General features: G+C 37.3%; 6 protein-coding genes. 2 read left to right on the forward strand and 4 right to left on the reverse strand.

The features are described from left to right. Positions 1-324: 324 nt before the first annotated feature. The 4 genes from A5844_RS00150 to A5844_RS00165 form a co-directional block, all read right to left on the reverse strand. Positions 325-11,862 carry a QWxxN domain gene (locus A5844_RS00150; RefSeq protein ID WP_086283057.1) on the reverse strand — a complete coding sequence of 3,846 codons (11,538 nt, stop codon included), beginning with the start codon at positions 11,860-11,862 and terminating at the stop codon, positions 325-327. A gap of 768 nt (positions 11,863-12,630) precedes the next feature. Next, complete coding sequence (locus A5844_RS00155) at positions 12,631-13,230, reverse strand: TetR family transcriptional regulator (protein ID WP_086283058.1); 600 nt, start codon at positions 13,228-13,230, stop codon at positions 12,631-12,633. 24 nt (positions 13,231-13,254) lie between these two features. Continuing rightward, entirely contained in the window at positions 13,255-13,941 is a 687-nt protein-coding gene (locus A5844_RS00160; RefSeq protein WP_086284051.1) for an ABC transporter ATP-binding protein, read from the reverse strand. Between the two features lie 5 nt (positions 13,942-13,946). Beyond that, positions 13,947-15,020, reverse strand: a complete 1,074-nt coding sequence (locus A5844_RS00165; RefSeq protein WP_086283059.1) for an ABC transporter permease — start codon at positions 15,018-15,020, stop codon at positions 13,947-13,949. A gap of 262 nt (positions 15,021-15,282) precedes the next feature. On the opposite strand from A5844_RS00165, the gene A5844_RS00170 reads away from it, so the two are divergent. Both A5844_RS00170 and A5844_RS00175 read left to right on the forward strand, forming a co-directional pair. Then, on the forward strand, positions 15,283-16,284 hold the full coding sequence (locus A5844_RS00170; RefSeq protein ID WP_086283060.1) for a tyrosine-type recombinase/integrase: 1,002 nt from the start codon (positions 15,283-15,285) through the stop codon (positions 16,282-16,284). Between the two features lie 175 nt (positions 16,285-16,459). Then, positions 16,460-17,989: an AMP-binding protein gene (locus tag A5844_RS00175; RefSeq protein WP_179190538.1), complete on the forward strand. Its 1,530-nt coding sequence runs from the start codon at positions 16,460-16,462 to the stop codon at positions 17,987-17,989. Positions 17,990-18,270: the final 281 nt, after the last annotated feature.

Consider the following 18,270-nt stretch of genomic DNA (forward strand, 5'->3'; position numbering starts at 1 on the left):
ACTAAAAGAATACCACAAGCAAAATGGTTAGATAATTTCATTAACTAGTGGTATAAATTTATCATTAAGAACAAAAAAACGCTCATTCTAAGATTTTTCTCACCAACATTCCTTGACAAAGATCCTATACTTCTCTGTCTCACAGACTCCTGTCAGTATGGTTAACATAAATACACCTGTCACTATTACTGTTTCGCTTGCATTACAAATGACGATTGTTGCATTAGCTCCCCTAATATGACACTCTTTGCAAATATCTCCACGCCACTTTTCTCCATCATGTATTTTTGTCTTCTAACACGATGGAGAAAAGTCTAACACTAATTAATGTTGTGGGGCTAATATCTTCTGATTCTTGTTTATTAGTGGATTGAATGCCTTCGTTGAATTGTTTTGAGTACTTCTGTTTCTACTAGTGAATACAACATCTAAAAAACTTTTCTTTTCTGCATCCTTTGGGAGTCCTGTGCTTATTTTGAGATCGGAAACAAAGTGATTGGGATTGCTTTCAGTATTCGTAGGTACATGATTTAAAGAGTTTCGGTTTGTTACATTCTTTTGTGAGGCTGTATCTACTTGTTGATCAGAGACGAACTGATTGGGATAGTTACTTCTTTCTATACTCTGATTGATAAGTTTTAATAAACTCTGATTGGTTATACTCTCTGCAGATTCTATAGTGGTTGATACTATCTCTCTCTTGTTTCTGTTTCCAGTTGTTGGGCTATTGGTAGTTTTGGTACTTATTGACTCAGGTATATCGGTAGTTTTCTCTTGCGTCTTGCTCTGCTGAACTTCTCTCTCAAAATTTATAAATCCGCTTGTATATATCAATGCTTGTAACGCAAATAGATCTCCAGTTCCCAGTTGTTCCTTAATGGTCTCAAGCGAGTCGCTTTTCTTCCCATCTTGTTCCTTATCGTTCTCTCTTTTCGCACGAAATATGGCATCAAAGGCTCTTCCTTCGACAAGATCTCTGAGAATGGTCATCAACATTTCTGCATCTGTCAACTGAAAATGGACTCGTAAGGTGTGGTTGACTTCTAACGCATCACTAACCATCTTGACTGTTAAGTTGGGCGAACCTAGTACTATTGCCAAATAATCCCTATAATGTTTCAATTGTTCAGAGTCTTCTTTTATCATATTCGGATATTTTTTGTCATAATAATCTAGTGTACGTTTTCCGTTTTTCCTTAAACCTCTCCTAACTAGTCCATACTCCAACAAGTCTTCTGAACTGGATATGATATGTGTGACTTCATGCATCACTGTTTCATAACCAGTAGGCTGTAAATGTGCTCCAGGAAGAACTTTTGGCTCTAAGTGAAAAGCATCTGCCAAGATAAAGATACGACACTCCCCATCATATCTTACTGTAAAGGCCTGCGTTTTAATAAAGTCTTGAACTGAGGAATAATAACTTAGAGCTTCCCTATCATAAACCAATTTCGACGAGAGGGTCCATACATTTTGAAAGAAGAGATCTTTTGATTGTTCAAGGAAAGCCTTTCCACGCTCCGCTGTCGAATATAGTTTTCTGATACTTTCTCTTAGGATCTCTTCTGTTTCTGCTTTTGGAACACCTTGTAACTTGAACATTTCAATCAGATATTTTCCTTCTTCCATGCTTGAGATGTCTTCCATTTTCCATAGTGATTTAAATAATAGTACTGCTGCGTTAAACCTTCTTTCTGCCGCTTCAAAATCATCCCTAAGCTGCTCAAAAAACGGTTTGAGATAGTTTGGCATTCCAGTTGAGTCAAGCCCAGTAAATACTTCTAACTGAGGTATAGGTCGTGGAAAAAATTCATCAATCTCTGCATAAATGTTTTGTCTGATTAAATCTTCATCCATATTATAGTATACTTCCAATCTTGGCGGGAATTCAGAGAGTTCAGTAAGATCGATATTCAAATTATCCTCTACTGTTATCCGATTTTGGAGAGGTTCTGCCGTTTTCAAATCCTTCCACTTCTCCCAATTATCTGGTAGCGCAGGAAAGTCAATAGCCGGTAAATCCGCTGGACGGGTGAAAACTTTGGGAATGGTTCCGGTTGAGGTAGAGGGAATTGACAAGCCCTGAGAAGTACCTGCAGATGTATCCATTTCTGCAGCTGAACCAGACTTCCATTTAGATTGAACTTTCCCCATTCGCAAAATAAGCGACTCATGATTCAGCACTTTTAACTCTTCTTTCTCTTTGAGAGTTTCCATCTTAAATCCGTCACTATATGGATCGAACCTCAACACCATCATTGGTTCATCTATATCTTTTTTCACTAAATGGTACCGCCCATTATTTTTATCAAATAAGATAAGAGGTATATAGTGATCATTGATCTTGATGTAGGTTCTGCCATTTTCGTTAGACATCAGATCTCGCTCATAAGGAGGGGAAAGAGTAGTAGGATCCTCTATTGATTCAAAATCATCGATCTTCTTACCTACTTCTTCTACTAGCTCTTTCGAAATAAAAGGCGAAGTCTCTGCTTCAAAATACCACTCTATACCGTTGTAATTCACTGGATGGATCTTCTCTCCCTCCACCACATCAAAACGTACACCATGTCCTTCGATCGCTGTGATCCGGATAGGAACGAGTTGCTGATTCATTTGAACAAAATATTTTGCCCCTGCTTCTTCTTTGTCTACCTTCATGTCTGTTCCTTCTCCATAGGCAACTGTCCTCACTGGCCCTTCCCCATAAGCCCTTGGGTTCACATTGGGTTCCGTGACAATAATTTGAGAAGGATTATTTGTTTTTACCGCTAAACGATCGATTAATGCTAGTTGTTCCGATGTAAAGGTAACTGCTCCACTAAAAGGTTTTAAATGATCCCCTTTCAATACAAAATACTCTCCAGAGACAGTTGCGGTTTTCAGATCTGTAACTCGTACATACAAGTGATTTTTGACCAATTTCACCGCAACTTCCGGTCCATCTTCTGATAATCGTGCCATTACAACTTCTTTAGGCATCTTTTGTATCTGTAATTTAGCCAATTTTTCTATGATGATCTTTACTTCTCTACTCACACGCAATTGGTCAGTGATTTTTACTAATCCTTTCACCACTAAAAGACCAGCGCCTTTTACCAACTCAAATCCTGGATCAAAATAGCGCAGGACACCGTATAGAACTTTTTTGCTTTCAGCTACTTTAGGCAAAAAGCGGACCCCTTGACGGATTCCACTCCGAATGCCCCCAGTGGCGATGGCTTTGGCCAATCCTAAGGCAAATCTTGTATTGAGGGCAGTGATCTGTCCTAAGACTGGGATCAAAAAAACGACATCTACGATACAAGAAAATGCCGCTCCAGCAAAGTCTCGATCGATGAGTCCTGTCACACAATCATAAAATGGAATAAAGTGCTTGATAGTATCCCACATCTTGCCTATGATTGTTTTGTCATTTCCTGAATCATACAAATGTTGATAAAGAGTGTCGCTATGCTTACGACTGAGGGTATCAATGAACTTTCGTCTCTCATCGCCATGAGATAATTCCTTACTCTGATCCATGCCTATAGTAAATGTATACATTCGATTACCTATATTGATGTCGTTTCCTTCTATTTTATAGCTTTTCCCTCGAAGGTTTTCCTGATCAAACAACCCAAATTTAAAATAAAATAACGGATCTTTATCCACACGATAAAAAATATAACCTCCGTTACTCTCCAATCTCTTTAAGGCATACCATCGTTCTTCGTTGTCTTTCTTTGCGACAAACAGATCACATTGTGCGAGTTCAATGTCCTTGATCTTATTCAGATAAGCCGCATGAAAAGGCGGTGCTGTGCCACTGCCAGGACGTAGCGCATGGCTTTTCAGTTTAGCATGTGCTTCATAAGTACGGGTCTCTGAGGAAAAAATATACGTACGATCGGCTGGATCAAGAGCATTCACTGCAAACTCAATCAGTTTTTGATCAAATGGGTAAAACGTATCTGAGACGGCTTTCGTTAATTTTACAAACTCATCTTCAAGTTTAGGAGGTCTCAATCGATCCGGACAAGGTTCCAGTCCTCCAAGATAAACTTGTTTCAAAATGAAAGCAGTTTCCTCTGGGGCCCCACGGTTGACACATCCCTTAACGACGGCGTCTGCTAATGCATTTTTCCGACGCCATTTGAGTGTGCTTTCTCGATACGGCATAAACAAATCAGTAATTATTTTTTGGTTTTCTGCAATTTGGAGATAGCCTTTTTGCCAATATCCCATAAATTTTTGGAAGGCAACTTCTTTATAGTTTCCTTCTTCTAAAGCCTTCTTTAATAACGTCGGTTCCAACTGTGCCATGGCAAGTAAAGTAGGAATCAGAACATAACGCAACTCTTGAAGGTTCTCGATATCTTTGTTCACGAACGTCTCCAATAGCATAGCCCCTATAATCCGAATTTCTTCTTGATCGAATTCTGTCCGAAGACCGACATCATCTAATAACTTTGCCCCTATTAACTGCATTAAAGAACTATAATTAGAAATTAATAACTGATCATCTAAGCCACTCGTCTCTATAAAATAGTTTGGCAACGTCCTTGATACCAATATTACCCAAAATGCTTGAAAGGCAGTAAGCTCATCTCTTGAAAATCCTTTCATCGATAAATCAATAATACCTGCCTTCTCTAATTCGTTGACTTCAAATAACATTCTGAGATCCCCAATAGTAAACTGGGACGGATCGGGAGCTGTTAAGATCTTTTTAAGTACATATACTTCAATAGGACTTCCCAATACATATTCAAACACCCATTTCGATACCGTTAATTCTAAATCCTTATCGGAAATGGTTTCATCTTCTCCCCCATAGATCTTCAATTCTTTCAGGATCACTTTTGCTAATGTTTTGAGCTGCTCATGGCCGAGAACTACCCCGATACCTTCTTGCGTGAACCATTTTCCCAACGCAATCAGAAGCTTCTCTTTCGTTAATTTACCATTTATTAAGTTTTTCTGACGGAAAAGGTGGTCGATGCTTCCTCTTATATTTATATTTTGCCACTGAATAACCCTATATTTTTCCTTCTTCTTTGTGACAGTAGACTGAGTATCAGTAGTAGGTTGCGTACTAGTCATTGTTTGTTGATGTTCTTCCTGCGGTTGAGGCATGCTTGAAGCTGCTGTCTCGTATAGCCAATCAACAACTACAATGTTCGCTTTTGCTTCTGTAATAAACGCCCCCCTTGGCCTTCCGAGAATGACTTGTGCTAAGTTCTTTATTTTGACCATGTCCAATGTCTGCCGTGAGCCTTCCTTAACCATTCCCCAATCCGATGCCGCTTTCACCAACTTATCAGGAGTAGTATCTTCGGGTTTCACCCCATTTTCAATTAAAAATGCAATAATTCTTTTTTGCTTTGCTAATTTTTGTTCAGCATTCAGCTTAGTTATCTCTTCCTCCACTGTTTCCTCTGTTTTTTTTTGAGTTCTGGGATCGCCATTTAACCGTATAAAAGCTTTGATCCTTTGATTAAGTTGGGATTCTTCAAATTCATCAATTTCTTTATAGGTGTAGCCTGACTGAGCGTTGTTGTTGACCCATTGAAGTAAGGCGTTACGCGCCTTGTTGATCGGTAAAGATTTATCTTTAAGACCATAGGCTTTCCGAATTTTCCGAGCTGCTTCTTTTTCTCTTTCGACGATCGCAGAATATGTCTCACCTTTAAAGATCCATTCTCTTAACTTTCGGACTAGTTCACTTGTGGTCTGATTGTTAAAAGAAACACCTTTATCAACAAGAAATTTTCTCACAGCTTCATTTACCGCTGGTGTCTTTTCCCGTTTTTCAAAAAGAATAAAATATACATAAATCGGAAGAAGTGGTTGATTCTTGGGAACACTCATGGAACGATCATGAATAAAATCCGCATAGATTTGATCGCTTACTTGTTTTTCTTGCTTGAAATTAGTCATCAAGTAATGTTCTGTTCTTCTTAGATAGTGATGGATCGTCTCATTCGTGATTTTTTTATAGGATTGGCCTACGAGTAATGAATTGATCTTCCATTGTGTTAAGATGCCATTCATTTTGTCATAAGACATAAATTCTCCCAGTCTTATATTCTCCACCTCATAAGCCTTTAATAGGAAGTAAGATATATACTGTCTTCTTCCGGATTTGTCAAAAGGTTCGTTTGGATCTGCTTTTTGGATCCATTCTCGAATTCCTTCCGCTAACTCACTTTGAGAGAGTTCTTTGATGCCTATTCCTTCCTTCGTTAAGAACTCTTTTAGTTGTTTATTCACATCGATCGTTTTCGCTCGTTTTTGAAAAAGGTTATAATCATAATAGAAAATCGGTAACGGATCTTGAGTAACAGACAATGGGATCACATCATTGATAATTTCTCGAACCAATGTATGGACTTGTATTAATTCAGGATCAACCACAGTGGCTGGTACCATCTGCATCTCACTGATCCCTGTACTGGTTGCATTTTGGGATTGACCCGCTTCCAATCGAATTTGTTGGAGATTGATCCATTGATAATTATAGAAAGCATTGTTATTTTCCCATTGAAGGAAGGACCTAGCTGCATTCGTATCAGTAATATTTCGATCCGTAATGCCATAAGCTTCCAGAATGGTCGGTATAATTTCTTTCTTTCTTTTCAAAATCTCCGTATCCACGCCCCTCTCCTTAATCCATTCATTGACAGTAAAGACAAGTTCCTGTTTTGAGAGCTCTTCTGCACACATACTTTCTCGGGCACATAAGTAATCTAGGAGAGCTTCATTAGCTTTTTCCGTTTTCCCTCGTTCCTGATATAATTCAAAATCATACCAAATGGGAATCAATGGTACAGACATTTCTATAGAGGAATCACGACCATCTAAAAAAGCTTCGCGAATGTAATTCATGGTGGTCATCGCTTCTTGAGGAATAGTACCATAGGAATTTGCAAGTACATGCACCGTTGTTCCCACTATCTCAGGATTTTCGATGATTGTCTCATTCCGTGATGGATTTGTGATTAAAGACAATTGGTCCACCGTTTTAAATTTGAAATTCCTGAATATATTATTGTCTCGCCATTGCAGTATGACATTTGTTTCTCTTGCATTCGACACATGTTGCCCAGCCAGTCCAGAATTTTCAATAATACTATTGATTATTTGTTGCTTTCTTTTTAATATTTCTGTTTCTTCTCCACCACCTTCTAGCCAACTCTGAGAAGCCAAAAGCAATCCTCTGATAGTCATATCCGAACATGAATCTTTTCCTTCACATATGATTTTCTTTACTGCTTCATTGACTTTCTCTGTTTCACTCCGCTTCTGATAGAGATCAAAATCATACCAAAACGGAGGTAATGCTTCGGAGGTTAATTCAGATGAAGAGCGATCTTCCATAAAATTTGAAATAATATTATTTATTTTTGTTACATCATCTGAATTAAGTTTTTTATATGATTTCATTAATGGAATATCAGAAACTGGTAGTTTCTTCATTTCAACAGTTTTATTCCTATTCTCAATATTTAGTGAGTAATCCACTAATCGAGACGTCGATTCAATACTTGACTGGTTTTCAGTTATTTTTGTAGTTGCTATAGTAGTCATTGGATCCTTCAAAGTTGTTGGTTGTTCCTCGGTAAATGTATATTCTTGGAAGATATTGTTATTTTTCCATTGTAGAACAATGTTTGTTGCTTCAGTATTGCTCAGATAATCTAAATCTATAAGTCCATAAGATGTACGAATAAGGTGGGCTATAGTATTTCTATTGCTTACTTTCATGCTTAGCCCACCCTTTACTTCCCAATCCAATAAAGCTTTAATTAATTTTGCTCCCGATAGTCCCCCACACTGAACTCCCCGGTCACATAAAAAATCTCTAACGTCTTCATTGACCTGTTCTGTTTTGCTACGTTGTTGAAAAATTTCATAATCATCCCAAAATGGAGGGAAGGTGACTGTTTTGGGGATAGTAGAAGGCATATTATCCATATACTCCATCATGATTTGCTTTATATCTTCTATCATGGCTTCAGAAATTTCTTCACGAGCTTCCAAAGTTTCTTCTTTAGAAATGTGTATGAATATAGGGAAAGAAGAATCACTTTTTCTTTTTGAAATCTCCTTGTTTGGTAAAAGATTCATTGCTTGTATTGTCTCATTCTGTTGACTGCTTACAATAGTTTCTTCAATGGTCACTAGTTCTTTCGATGTTGTTTGTTGTTGCTCCTCAAATGTATAATCATAAAAGATATTATTGTTTCGCCATTGTAGAACAATATTTGTTGCCAACTTATTGAATATAAAGGTATCTTCAAGTCCGTAAGAACGACGAATAACACGAGCTATTAGTCTTCTTCTAAGTTTTCTTACTACTGGCTCCGCTTTTTGTTCCCAGTCTTCTACAGCTTTAAGTAATTCCGGTCCTATTAAACCGTCACACGGAACTTCCTGTCTACACAAATAGGCTTTGACTGCTTTATTGACCTCTTGTGTTTTGCTGCGCTCTTGAAAAATTCCACGATCATACCAAAAAGAAGGCAAGGAGATGGTTGGTGAAACGGTCGACGAGACGGTCAGTGAGAAAGTAGAAGACTGACGATTCAAATACTTCGTCATGATTTGCTTTATATTTGAGATAGTGTCTTCAGAAAGTGTTTCATAAGATTGGAGGTCTACTTTTTCATAAATACTCTTGGGCATGGGCGTTGACGTAGCATCTGATTTTAATGAAGGTTCTTTAGAAATTTCTTCTGTTGGTAACGATGTCGTTGTTTTTATTGTTGAAAGCTGAGTTATCAAAGGTGATGTCTTTTGCACTTGGGGCTTAACTGAACTTGCTTTGAGGGGCAATTCTGTCGTCATGTTTGACGGATTTTCATTCAATGAGACAGTTGTTTGCGTACGTATTTGCTTTGGTTCTTCAAATTGATATCCTTTGAAGATATTATTGTTTCGCCATTGTTGGATAATCATTGAGGCTCGATCATCAGATACCTCTTGTTTAGCTAGTCCATAGGAGCTAAGAATAACTTCAGCAACTTCTTTGCTTCTGGTTATCTTTTTCTCCTGTCCCTCTTTCCATATCCACCAATATATAGTGTTAATCAATCGGAGAGGAGATAATCCATCACAAGGTTCTTTTTTCGTACAAAGAAATTCTTTGACTTTATCATTGACATAGTCTGTTTCATTCCGTTTTTTATACACTTCTGCATCATCCATGAAAAGTGGTAACTTCTCAGAGACGGGTACAGGAGAAGGTTTTCCATAAAAAAAGGCGGTGATGATACTATTTAACTTCATTGCATTCTCCGACAATTTGACAGAAGTATTCGAAGATTGCGTGATAGAAGGCAAAGTTTTTTCTACCTGATTCTTAACAGAACTTGTTTCTATGGACAATTCTGTCGTCACGTTTGACTGATTTCCATTCAATGAGGCAGTTGTTTTAGCATGTATTTGATGGATCTCTTTAAATTTATAACTCCTAAAAATATTATTGTCTCGCCACTGCAGGATAATTTCTTTTGCCTCTGAATTTGTCAATTTTCGAGATTGGAGTCCCGAAGCTTTCCGAATAATCTCAGCGATTTTTTTTCTTCTAGTTCGCGCAGTCTGTGCCTCTTTTGATTCTACCCAAGATCGTATTTTTAGAAACAAAGCTTGTTCTGTCATATCTTGACACCACTGATTTTTCATACAAAGAAAAGCTTTTAACTCTTTATTCACATTTTCGAGTTGATCGCGATGTTCAAAAACTTCTAACTCATACCAGAAAATGGGCAAATTGGGAGGAACCATTTCACGCAATACGTTATCATACGTAGAGCCTTGAGTATATAACTCAACAACTTTTTCCAGTTTTAATCGTGTTTCTTTAGGAATAAATTCAGCAAATTGCAATTGCGGGGTACCTATCTTTGGTAGCGATTCAGTAGTTAGTTTCGTTGCGGTAGTTGATGTCATTGCACTTGTTTGAGGTTTTACGGTGATTTCTTCAGTCGTCATAGGTTCATCTAAAATTGTTTGTTTCGATTCTTTCGGAATTGATTGTTGCAGTTCTTCAAATGTGTAATCTCGAAAGATATTATTATTTCTCCATTGTAAAACAATCCTTGTCGCCTTAGTATATTTCATCTCTATATTCTGAAGTTCTAAGGCATTCCGAATGATCGTAGCAATACGCTTTCTTCTGGCCATTTTAGTTTCCAGACCATCTTTTACTTCCCACTTCTTTACGGCATCAAGTAATTTAACACCTGATAATCCGTCACATGGAACTCCTTGCTTACATAAATAATCTTTGACTTTTTGATTGACCCCTTGTATTTTATGACGCAATTGAAACGTTTCAAGATCAAACCAAAAAGAAGGTAAAGGAACGGCATTCGATTCACTAGAAGGCCGATGTTCCAGATACGCATTCATAATTCTTTTTATTTTTGCGACCGTTTCTGTCGGGATTTCTATATAAGATTCTACAATCATTTCTTCATAATCAGTCGATGGGATAACCGCTGCTTCGACCCCTAAATATGGGAATACAGCGAAATTGAAATGTTCGATAAACCCATCTACCCTTCCAAAAAAATCCTCTGCCAAATGCCAAAATGGAGCCAAATAACTTTCCCCTTCAGGAAGCAAGACTGCTTTGGCTTTCGACACCGATTCTGGAACCATTTCTGAGGATAGCTCCTGTTGATTTTTTTTTTGCTTTTTCTTCTTCGATTTTTTTTGCGAAGTCTTGGTTGGGAGCAAGTTTTTTGTGTGGCGGTTACTCACCTGAACATTTAGGTTCTTTTCTGATTGTGCGCTAGTGGGGATTTGTTTCCCGTAGTTTACCGAAAAACTACTCAGTAACCAATCAGCAAAATACGTCAGCAACGATTCACTTGTTTCTTTTTTTTCTTGAGTAGAATCTGTATGTTCATGTTGGGAAAAAAACTGGTAAAACAGCTTAGTCAAGTCATTCCAAAACGTTTCTATCACTTGAATATGTACATGATTTGTGGGATTTCTTGTGGCGTTATATTTGTTTTCAAAAGAAGCTTGAAAGGTTTTACTTAGCCTTTTAGCTGTCTCTTCCGCAGAAAAATGTGAGGGAGCTTGAACGGTTCTATCAGTTATCGTATCAGTAGAAAAAGGGCGAATTTCACTTTCTTGTTTCATTTCTTGATTATTTTGTGTCTTTTCTTGCCCCACCGCATCCTGACAAATGGTTTTAAGACTCGTTTGTTCCACACTTTCTCCTGCGACGATATAGGTATTCACCTGATCCGTTCTTCTCGTGGTGGTACAATTCATTAGTTGGTAAAGGGCATGGACTTTCTGGTGAACAGAAATACTTAATTCATGCGCGATTTTCGCTACGTCGATGATCTCCTGTGTGGACGTTGTCTGATTACGAAACGTTTGGTTGTCAAAAAAAGGAATGGCACTGATAAACGGTGAGGCGATTGATGTGGACTGTTGAGGCATGGTACGAGGCGTATTCAAGGACTGGATTCGTTCACGGTTAATGGTAGAGGTGGAAACAAAGGAATGGATTCTCGTCTGATTCCCGTCTCTTCTCACGTCAATCCATGTGTTCGCTTCAAATGCTGGGGCGTTTTTTTTGATGATCGGCTGCTGTTCAGGAGGATCGATTAATCGTGCGTTTTGGAAGATACTGGATAAATAAAGGAAGCCATCTAATGTCAATAAACTATCGGGGGCTAATGTCTGTCCTATATTATTGGCAATATAATTTAAGCGCGCTTGGTCTTTTCCTGATTTATTCTTGTCATTTCGTTTATTGTTTTCCTTTCCAATTGCTTCTCTAGAGATTGCTTGTGGTATCCCTGACTTTTTCGTCATCGCTGGTTTCAATTGAGTCCCTGGTTTTCCTGGCATCTTGTTCACTCCTTCGTTAAGATAAATAGGTGTGTTTCGTTACGTTACCCTTCGTTTGGATAGGATCATGAATCAATGATCGCCCTCACTAAACAAGCTTTGCTTCCTTTTTCCAACACTCTTTACCGAATTTCTTAAAAAACGGCGTCACTTTCATGTAAAGGCTATCATTTCGTTAGATATAAAAAACGAAGAATAAATAAAAATAGATAGAGCATTAATGAAGCAAACTAAATAATAAAATAGCGATGATTATCACCTCCTTACTATGAATATTCATTATTTTTATTTTGAAGTGGTTTTAATTTAGATCTTATACACATCTAGATGTGTATAAGAGACCTGTTCTAAAGTCACTACAACAAAAGCAATTGAAAAAGTAGCATCCTAATTAGAATGCTACTTTTTTCTCAGAATAAATTCCTCTATGAAGTCCTACTCCTTGAGAATTATAAATAGGTGTGGATCAGCTATTAAAGAAACTGGGCGAAATGAATGAAAATGAAATCTTCTAAGGACTGTTCATTTGTTAATGAAAGTATCATCCAAAATCACTTTTCCATTTTCATAGGCTTTTTCAAAAAATAAAGCTTATCTTAATTCATGGAAAACAGGCAAAGTTGAAAGTTAAGTATGTGAATAAATCTATCTCTATTCTTTATCAGTCTGTTTAATACGATAAAGGTACCCTGTTTAACATAATTAGGTTTGCTTCGTAGGGATGAGTTTCTTTCATATGAAATATTTTCACCGTATCTGAATGACCCTTTACTTTTTAGTACCATGTTCTAACCATTTGACTTTATATCGAAAGTCTTTGACTAACTCTTCTGCTGTCCACTGATTAGCTACATAATCTTTGAGGGAGGTCATCGCTAAAGCCATCACAAAATATAAAAAACTGATGGCTTCATCGATCGTCTCCATTGCAAAGTGATTGAGTTCAAGCAATTCTAACCATTGTTTGATCATCGAGGATTCTTTATCGATTTCCATCCGCTTGAACGTATTGAGGTCATTGGCTCTAGTGAGTAATTTGATTGCTTGCCAATGAGGATGCCCAGGTGCTAATTGCGCACACCGAGCTAAGTAATTTTCAATCCCCAAGAAGAAATGGTTGCGATGTTGCATGATGGAAATAATAATGTCTCCGTGCAACTGATTAGAATAAGTCTCTACAGTGTAACTATATGCATCTTCTAAATCAACAAAATATTTATAAAATGCTCCCCGAGACATCCCCATCGCTTCTACGATCTCTGACACTTTGACCTGACTGATATGACGGTCATAGAATTTATCTAATAATATTTCCAAAAGCCATTGTTGCTTTTCTTCCGAGAGATTAAAAAATGTTGTATTCGGCATCCTATGACCTCCTAAAAATCACTGCTATTTTCCTTCGATGGCTTGCTCTGTTAAGTAACCATCTTCCATACGGTAAACACGATCACTCCATTTGATCATACGTGCATCATGTGTAACCATGACAGTTGCTTTTTGCTTTTCATGTGCTTCTTTAACTAACAGTTTCACTACTTCATATGCATGATCCGTATCTAAACTTGCTGTTGGCTCATCGGCTAAGATCAAGCTAGGATCATTAAATAATGCACGAGCAATTGCAACGCGTTGTCTTTCTCCACCGGATAAATCACGTGGATAGCTTTCTTTTAATTCAAAGATATCAAGTGATTTCAACAATTCATTGATCCGTTCTTCATCATTTTTCTTCTTCGCCACTCGATCCACTAAATAAAACTGTTCCTTCACTTTCAAAAATGGAATCAAATTCGAGCTTTGTAAAATAAATCCGATTTCCTTAAAGCGCAAATCCGCCCGTTTTTTTTCATTTAATGTAGAAAAAGAATGTCCATTGATTGTGATTTCTCCTGAACTAGGTGTTTGAAGTCCTCCAGAAATAGTCAAAAATGTACTTTTCCCTGATCCGGATGGACCAATGATACTCACAAACTCTCCTTGTTTGACAGTAAAATCAATTTCTCTAAGTGCAGTTACTTCTGTGTGACCACTACCAAATTTTTTGACAATTTTTTTCATTGTTAAAATTTCTTTCATCATCCTTATCCTCCTATCGCAATTACTGGATCAACTTTTGAAACGGTTCGAATCGAGAATAATCCGCCGATCATTGCGACAACGATCAAGATCCCACTATACAACAGCCATTGTGACCAAATGATTGCAAATGGCATAGCAGTAGGCAATATCAAGCTAGTTAAGTAAGCAAGTCCCACAGCAAGCAATACACCGGTCAACCCGACGATAAAGGCTTGGGCCACTAATGATCTGGCAATAAATGAATTACGAATTCCTTGTGCTTTCATCACACCGAAAATAGCTGTTTTTTGAAGTGTAATGACATACATGAAAATACCCACCACTGCGGCAACAACGATAAATAAGAAATAGATCATCGCATCTAAGGTCATGTTTTGAGCAGAATATCCTGGTAGGCTCTCAATGAAATCTGGAATCGATAATTTTTGTAATGTTTTTGACGCATCGTTTTGCTTGATAGTTGCATCTTTCTTCGTGACGATGGCGCTGATTGGTTTTTGTTCATCTGAAGCGAAAGGTTGATCCCCATATTTCAACTGTCTCCATGTATCAAGGTTTGTATAAATAACGGGTGATACAGTGTAGAAGGTTTCAGGAGAAATCCCCACAATAGATAATTCTTGGTCATAACTACCAATTTTGATCTTGTCTCCGATTGAAAACCCTAGATCTGCAAGATTTTGTGATATGATAATTTCATTTTCTTTGTCAAACATCTTGCCATCTACTAATTCAGGTAATAAAAAAGCATCTTTTGTCGTACCAAAAACAGTGACGTTCTCTTTATCTTTGGCAGTTATTGCCCCACTGAACAAGCCAATAGGTGCTTTATCTTTAGCATCTACTTGATCAAGGTCCCCCATGGTTAGTTGAGATGCAGCAAATACTTTGTTGGCATCTTCTGATAGAACGATTTCTTGCGCATCCCAATCAACGATGGCTTGTTTGAATTCCTGTGCTAAACCTCTTGCTAAGCCAGATAACATGAATACCACATAGGCAATTAAAAACATGATACCAATAATCAAGCCATAGCGAAGCTTGGAATAACGCATTTCTTTTATTGCTAAAAACATTTTTTCCTTCTCCTCCGTTCAAGATCTTTCAAAGTGACAAAATGTCACTGTATGAAAGTATAGCTCTACTCGAATTGGAAAGTCAAATTTCAGAGCTTATATTAAGGAAATTTCCTGGAAATCTCAAAAAGTTAACCTAGGATTTATACACAGAATTTATCAATGATCGTTACTCAGATAAAAGAACAAGAATCCCCCATTGATAGGAAAAATAAGGTAAAATAGAGATAGCTTCGTCGAGTAAGAAATGGAGGTATTTTGAATGGATGCAAAAACAAGAAAACAGCTTCAAGAAAAATTAAAACAACGTATGCTCTTACTCCCTCCAATCTTTAATGATTTTTTGAAGGAAAATCAGAAAAAACTTTCATTAGCTAGTCGTTATGAATATGCAAAAGACTTTCATTTGTTCACAGACTACTTACGTAGAACGGTATCATCTGAAATAGACGATGATTTGATCATTCATTTAGAAAAACAAGCCTATCTTAATTTTTTAAAGGAAGTCTATCAACATACACGGGCTTTTCAAACAGCTGCATATCAAGAGACACAGCAGGAATTCAAAAATGGTTACTATGGTATTTCCAGAAAACAATATGCATTGAACCACTTCTTGCGCTACTTATATCAAAAAGGATTAAGCCAAAAAGAACTTTCTTTGTTAGGCGATAGTTTGCCAGAAACGACTAAACCAGCACCACGTTATATCGATGCTTCGTTACTCGAAAAATTTGATTCGTTATTTATACCCGAAGAAGGATTTAAAACGAAACGAGAAGCTAGTTTCGAACTGAAAAATCGTCCAAGAAATTTGGCAATCGTAGCTTTGTTGTTATATTGTGGATTGAAGATCCACGAGGTAGTTGAACTAAAAAGAAAAGATGTGGATTTAGAAAAGCAGATCCTTTCTATTAATCGCAAACCCAATCGATTAAATCGTGTTCCTATCCCTAATGAGATTTTACCTATATTAAAAAACTATGCAGATCAAGTAAAACCACCTGCAGAAGCTTTTTTCTTTCGTTCTTCCCATGATGAACAAATTTCTCCCCGAACTATCCGGCAAATCCTTGATCGTATCACTGTTTACAAAAATATCTCACCAGAGTTATGTCGTAAAACTTTTCGTTATTACGTTGGGCTTTATCTTGGTGATGATGAAGATGTGGTAAATTATCTTTGTGGGAATCGTTACCTCAGATCCCATTCATTTACAAAAATCTATGATAAAATGCTCAAGTTTTCTTATCGTCAACAATAAAAATAAGATGATATTACTATTACGATAGATCATGAAAAAAATGCTTATACGCAAGATTTCATGATCTGTCTTTTTATTTATCGCTCATAATGGAAAATTTCCTGTTATTTATTGAACAATTATGCTATGATAATGATACTTTGTACATTTATTAACAAACGATAATGGAGCGTGAATCATGGACAAAATCAATTATACCCCACTCAATCTTTTTTCAAATTTTCAAGATGCAGCAGCAGCAACCCCAGACGTACCAATGATCTTTGATCAACCCTTAGCTGCTTTTCCTGAACTTGGTTATAAAAGCACTTACAAAGAAAGCTGTGATCTTGTGCGTACTCGTGCGTACCAATTAGCAAGCTTAGGGATTTCCTCTGGTGATAAAGTCATCATTTACAAGAGTTCTGCATTTGATACGTACCTGCTAGCTGTCGCTGCCTCATATCTAGGGGCAGTTCCTGTCATGACTTCTTACCATTTACCAACAAGTACGATGGAAGTCTTTGTCGAACGACTTGAAGATCCGTTTATCCTATTTGATAGAGAAACAAAAGATCGTGTTTCAGGTATTTCGAATGGTACAAAAGAAAAGCAAATCGCAGTGGAAGAGTTATTGAAACAGCCTGCTACTCCAGTTGCGCAACAAAAACTTGATAACGATACTATTTCTTATATGACCCATACATCAGGTACAACTGGCATCCCTAAATTGATTTGCCATTCTGCTCATTCTATGGGTTGGCGAACGAAGTGGCAGAAAACAGTATTTACAAAAATCGCTGAGAAGAAGTTAGTCGCCTTTCACATCTCTCCTGTCCACTCACGATTCAACATTGGGATTTCATCATTAATGGCTATGGGTTTTCCAATGATGCCTTTAGCCAATCCTCAAGGGGATCATGTGGTGAAAATGCTACAAGCGTATCCGCCAATTGCTTTGGAGACACATCCAAATAATTTTGTTCAATGGAGTTTCACTGCTAAAGAATATCCTGAAGTATTTGAAGGTATTCGTTATTACCACTCCACATTTGATGCAATCAATAATCAAACAATGGAGATTTTCTTAAATACCTCTCAAACTAAAGATGCGATTTTCTTACAAGTCTATGGTCAAAGTGAATGTGGTCCAATGATCTTAAAAGCCCATACTTTAGAAAGTCTAAAAACAAGTGATGCCAGAGACATGGGTGTAGGGTTAGAAGATTTAACAAAAGCACGTATTACAGATGAGAATGGTGATGTATTACCAGCAAATACAGATGGACACATCCAATTACTATCGAAGGGGCGGGCTTTAACTTATTATAAAGAAGATGCTCGTTTCCAAGAAAATGTCTACGGTGCTTGGTGGGACAGTGGTGATTACGGGTGTATCAATGAGGAAGGTCATCTTTTCCTAAAAGACCGACAAGTCGATTTGATTGATACGATCAACAGTACCTTAGCTATTGAAGATTATTTACTAGACTCGTTAAACTTTCTAGCAGAGGTTGTGATCGTTCGTGACAAAGCAGATTCTCCACAACCAATCATTGCGTTAGCACCACATCAAGAAATGGATTGGGATCGTTGGTGGAATCAAGTACATGAACTTCCACGTCTTAATACACCAATGATTCGAGCTTATGAAGACATCCCTCGCACAGCAACCATGAAAGTGCAGCGTCTACAAATTGAAAAAGAGTTAAAATCACAAGTGTAAGTGAGAAGTTCAACTTGAAAGTAAAATTGATTACAAAGAGCACATCGTTACATTAAGCCAGTCGACTGAATATAAAATGAAAGCGGCTGTGACATAAGGAAAAAACAGACAAAAATATCCAAATGGTATAAGATGAATGACACTCTTCATCATGATTTGCGACGAAGACCTCTGGTTTATAAGAGCAATATCAATATTGTTCGGGTATTCGGTTTGTTGGAAAACTTATGTCACAGCCGTTTTTGCTTTTGAAAAATTGGCTGATATAATAATCTGCCAAT

The sequence above is a fragment of the Candidatus Enterococcus wittei genome, assembly GCF_002140175.1.
Lineage (GTDB): Bacteria > Bacillota > Bacilli > Lactobacillales > Enterococcaceae > Enterococcus_B > Enterococcus_B wittei.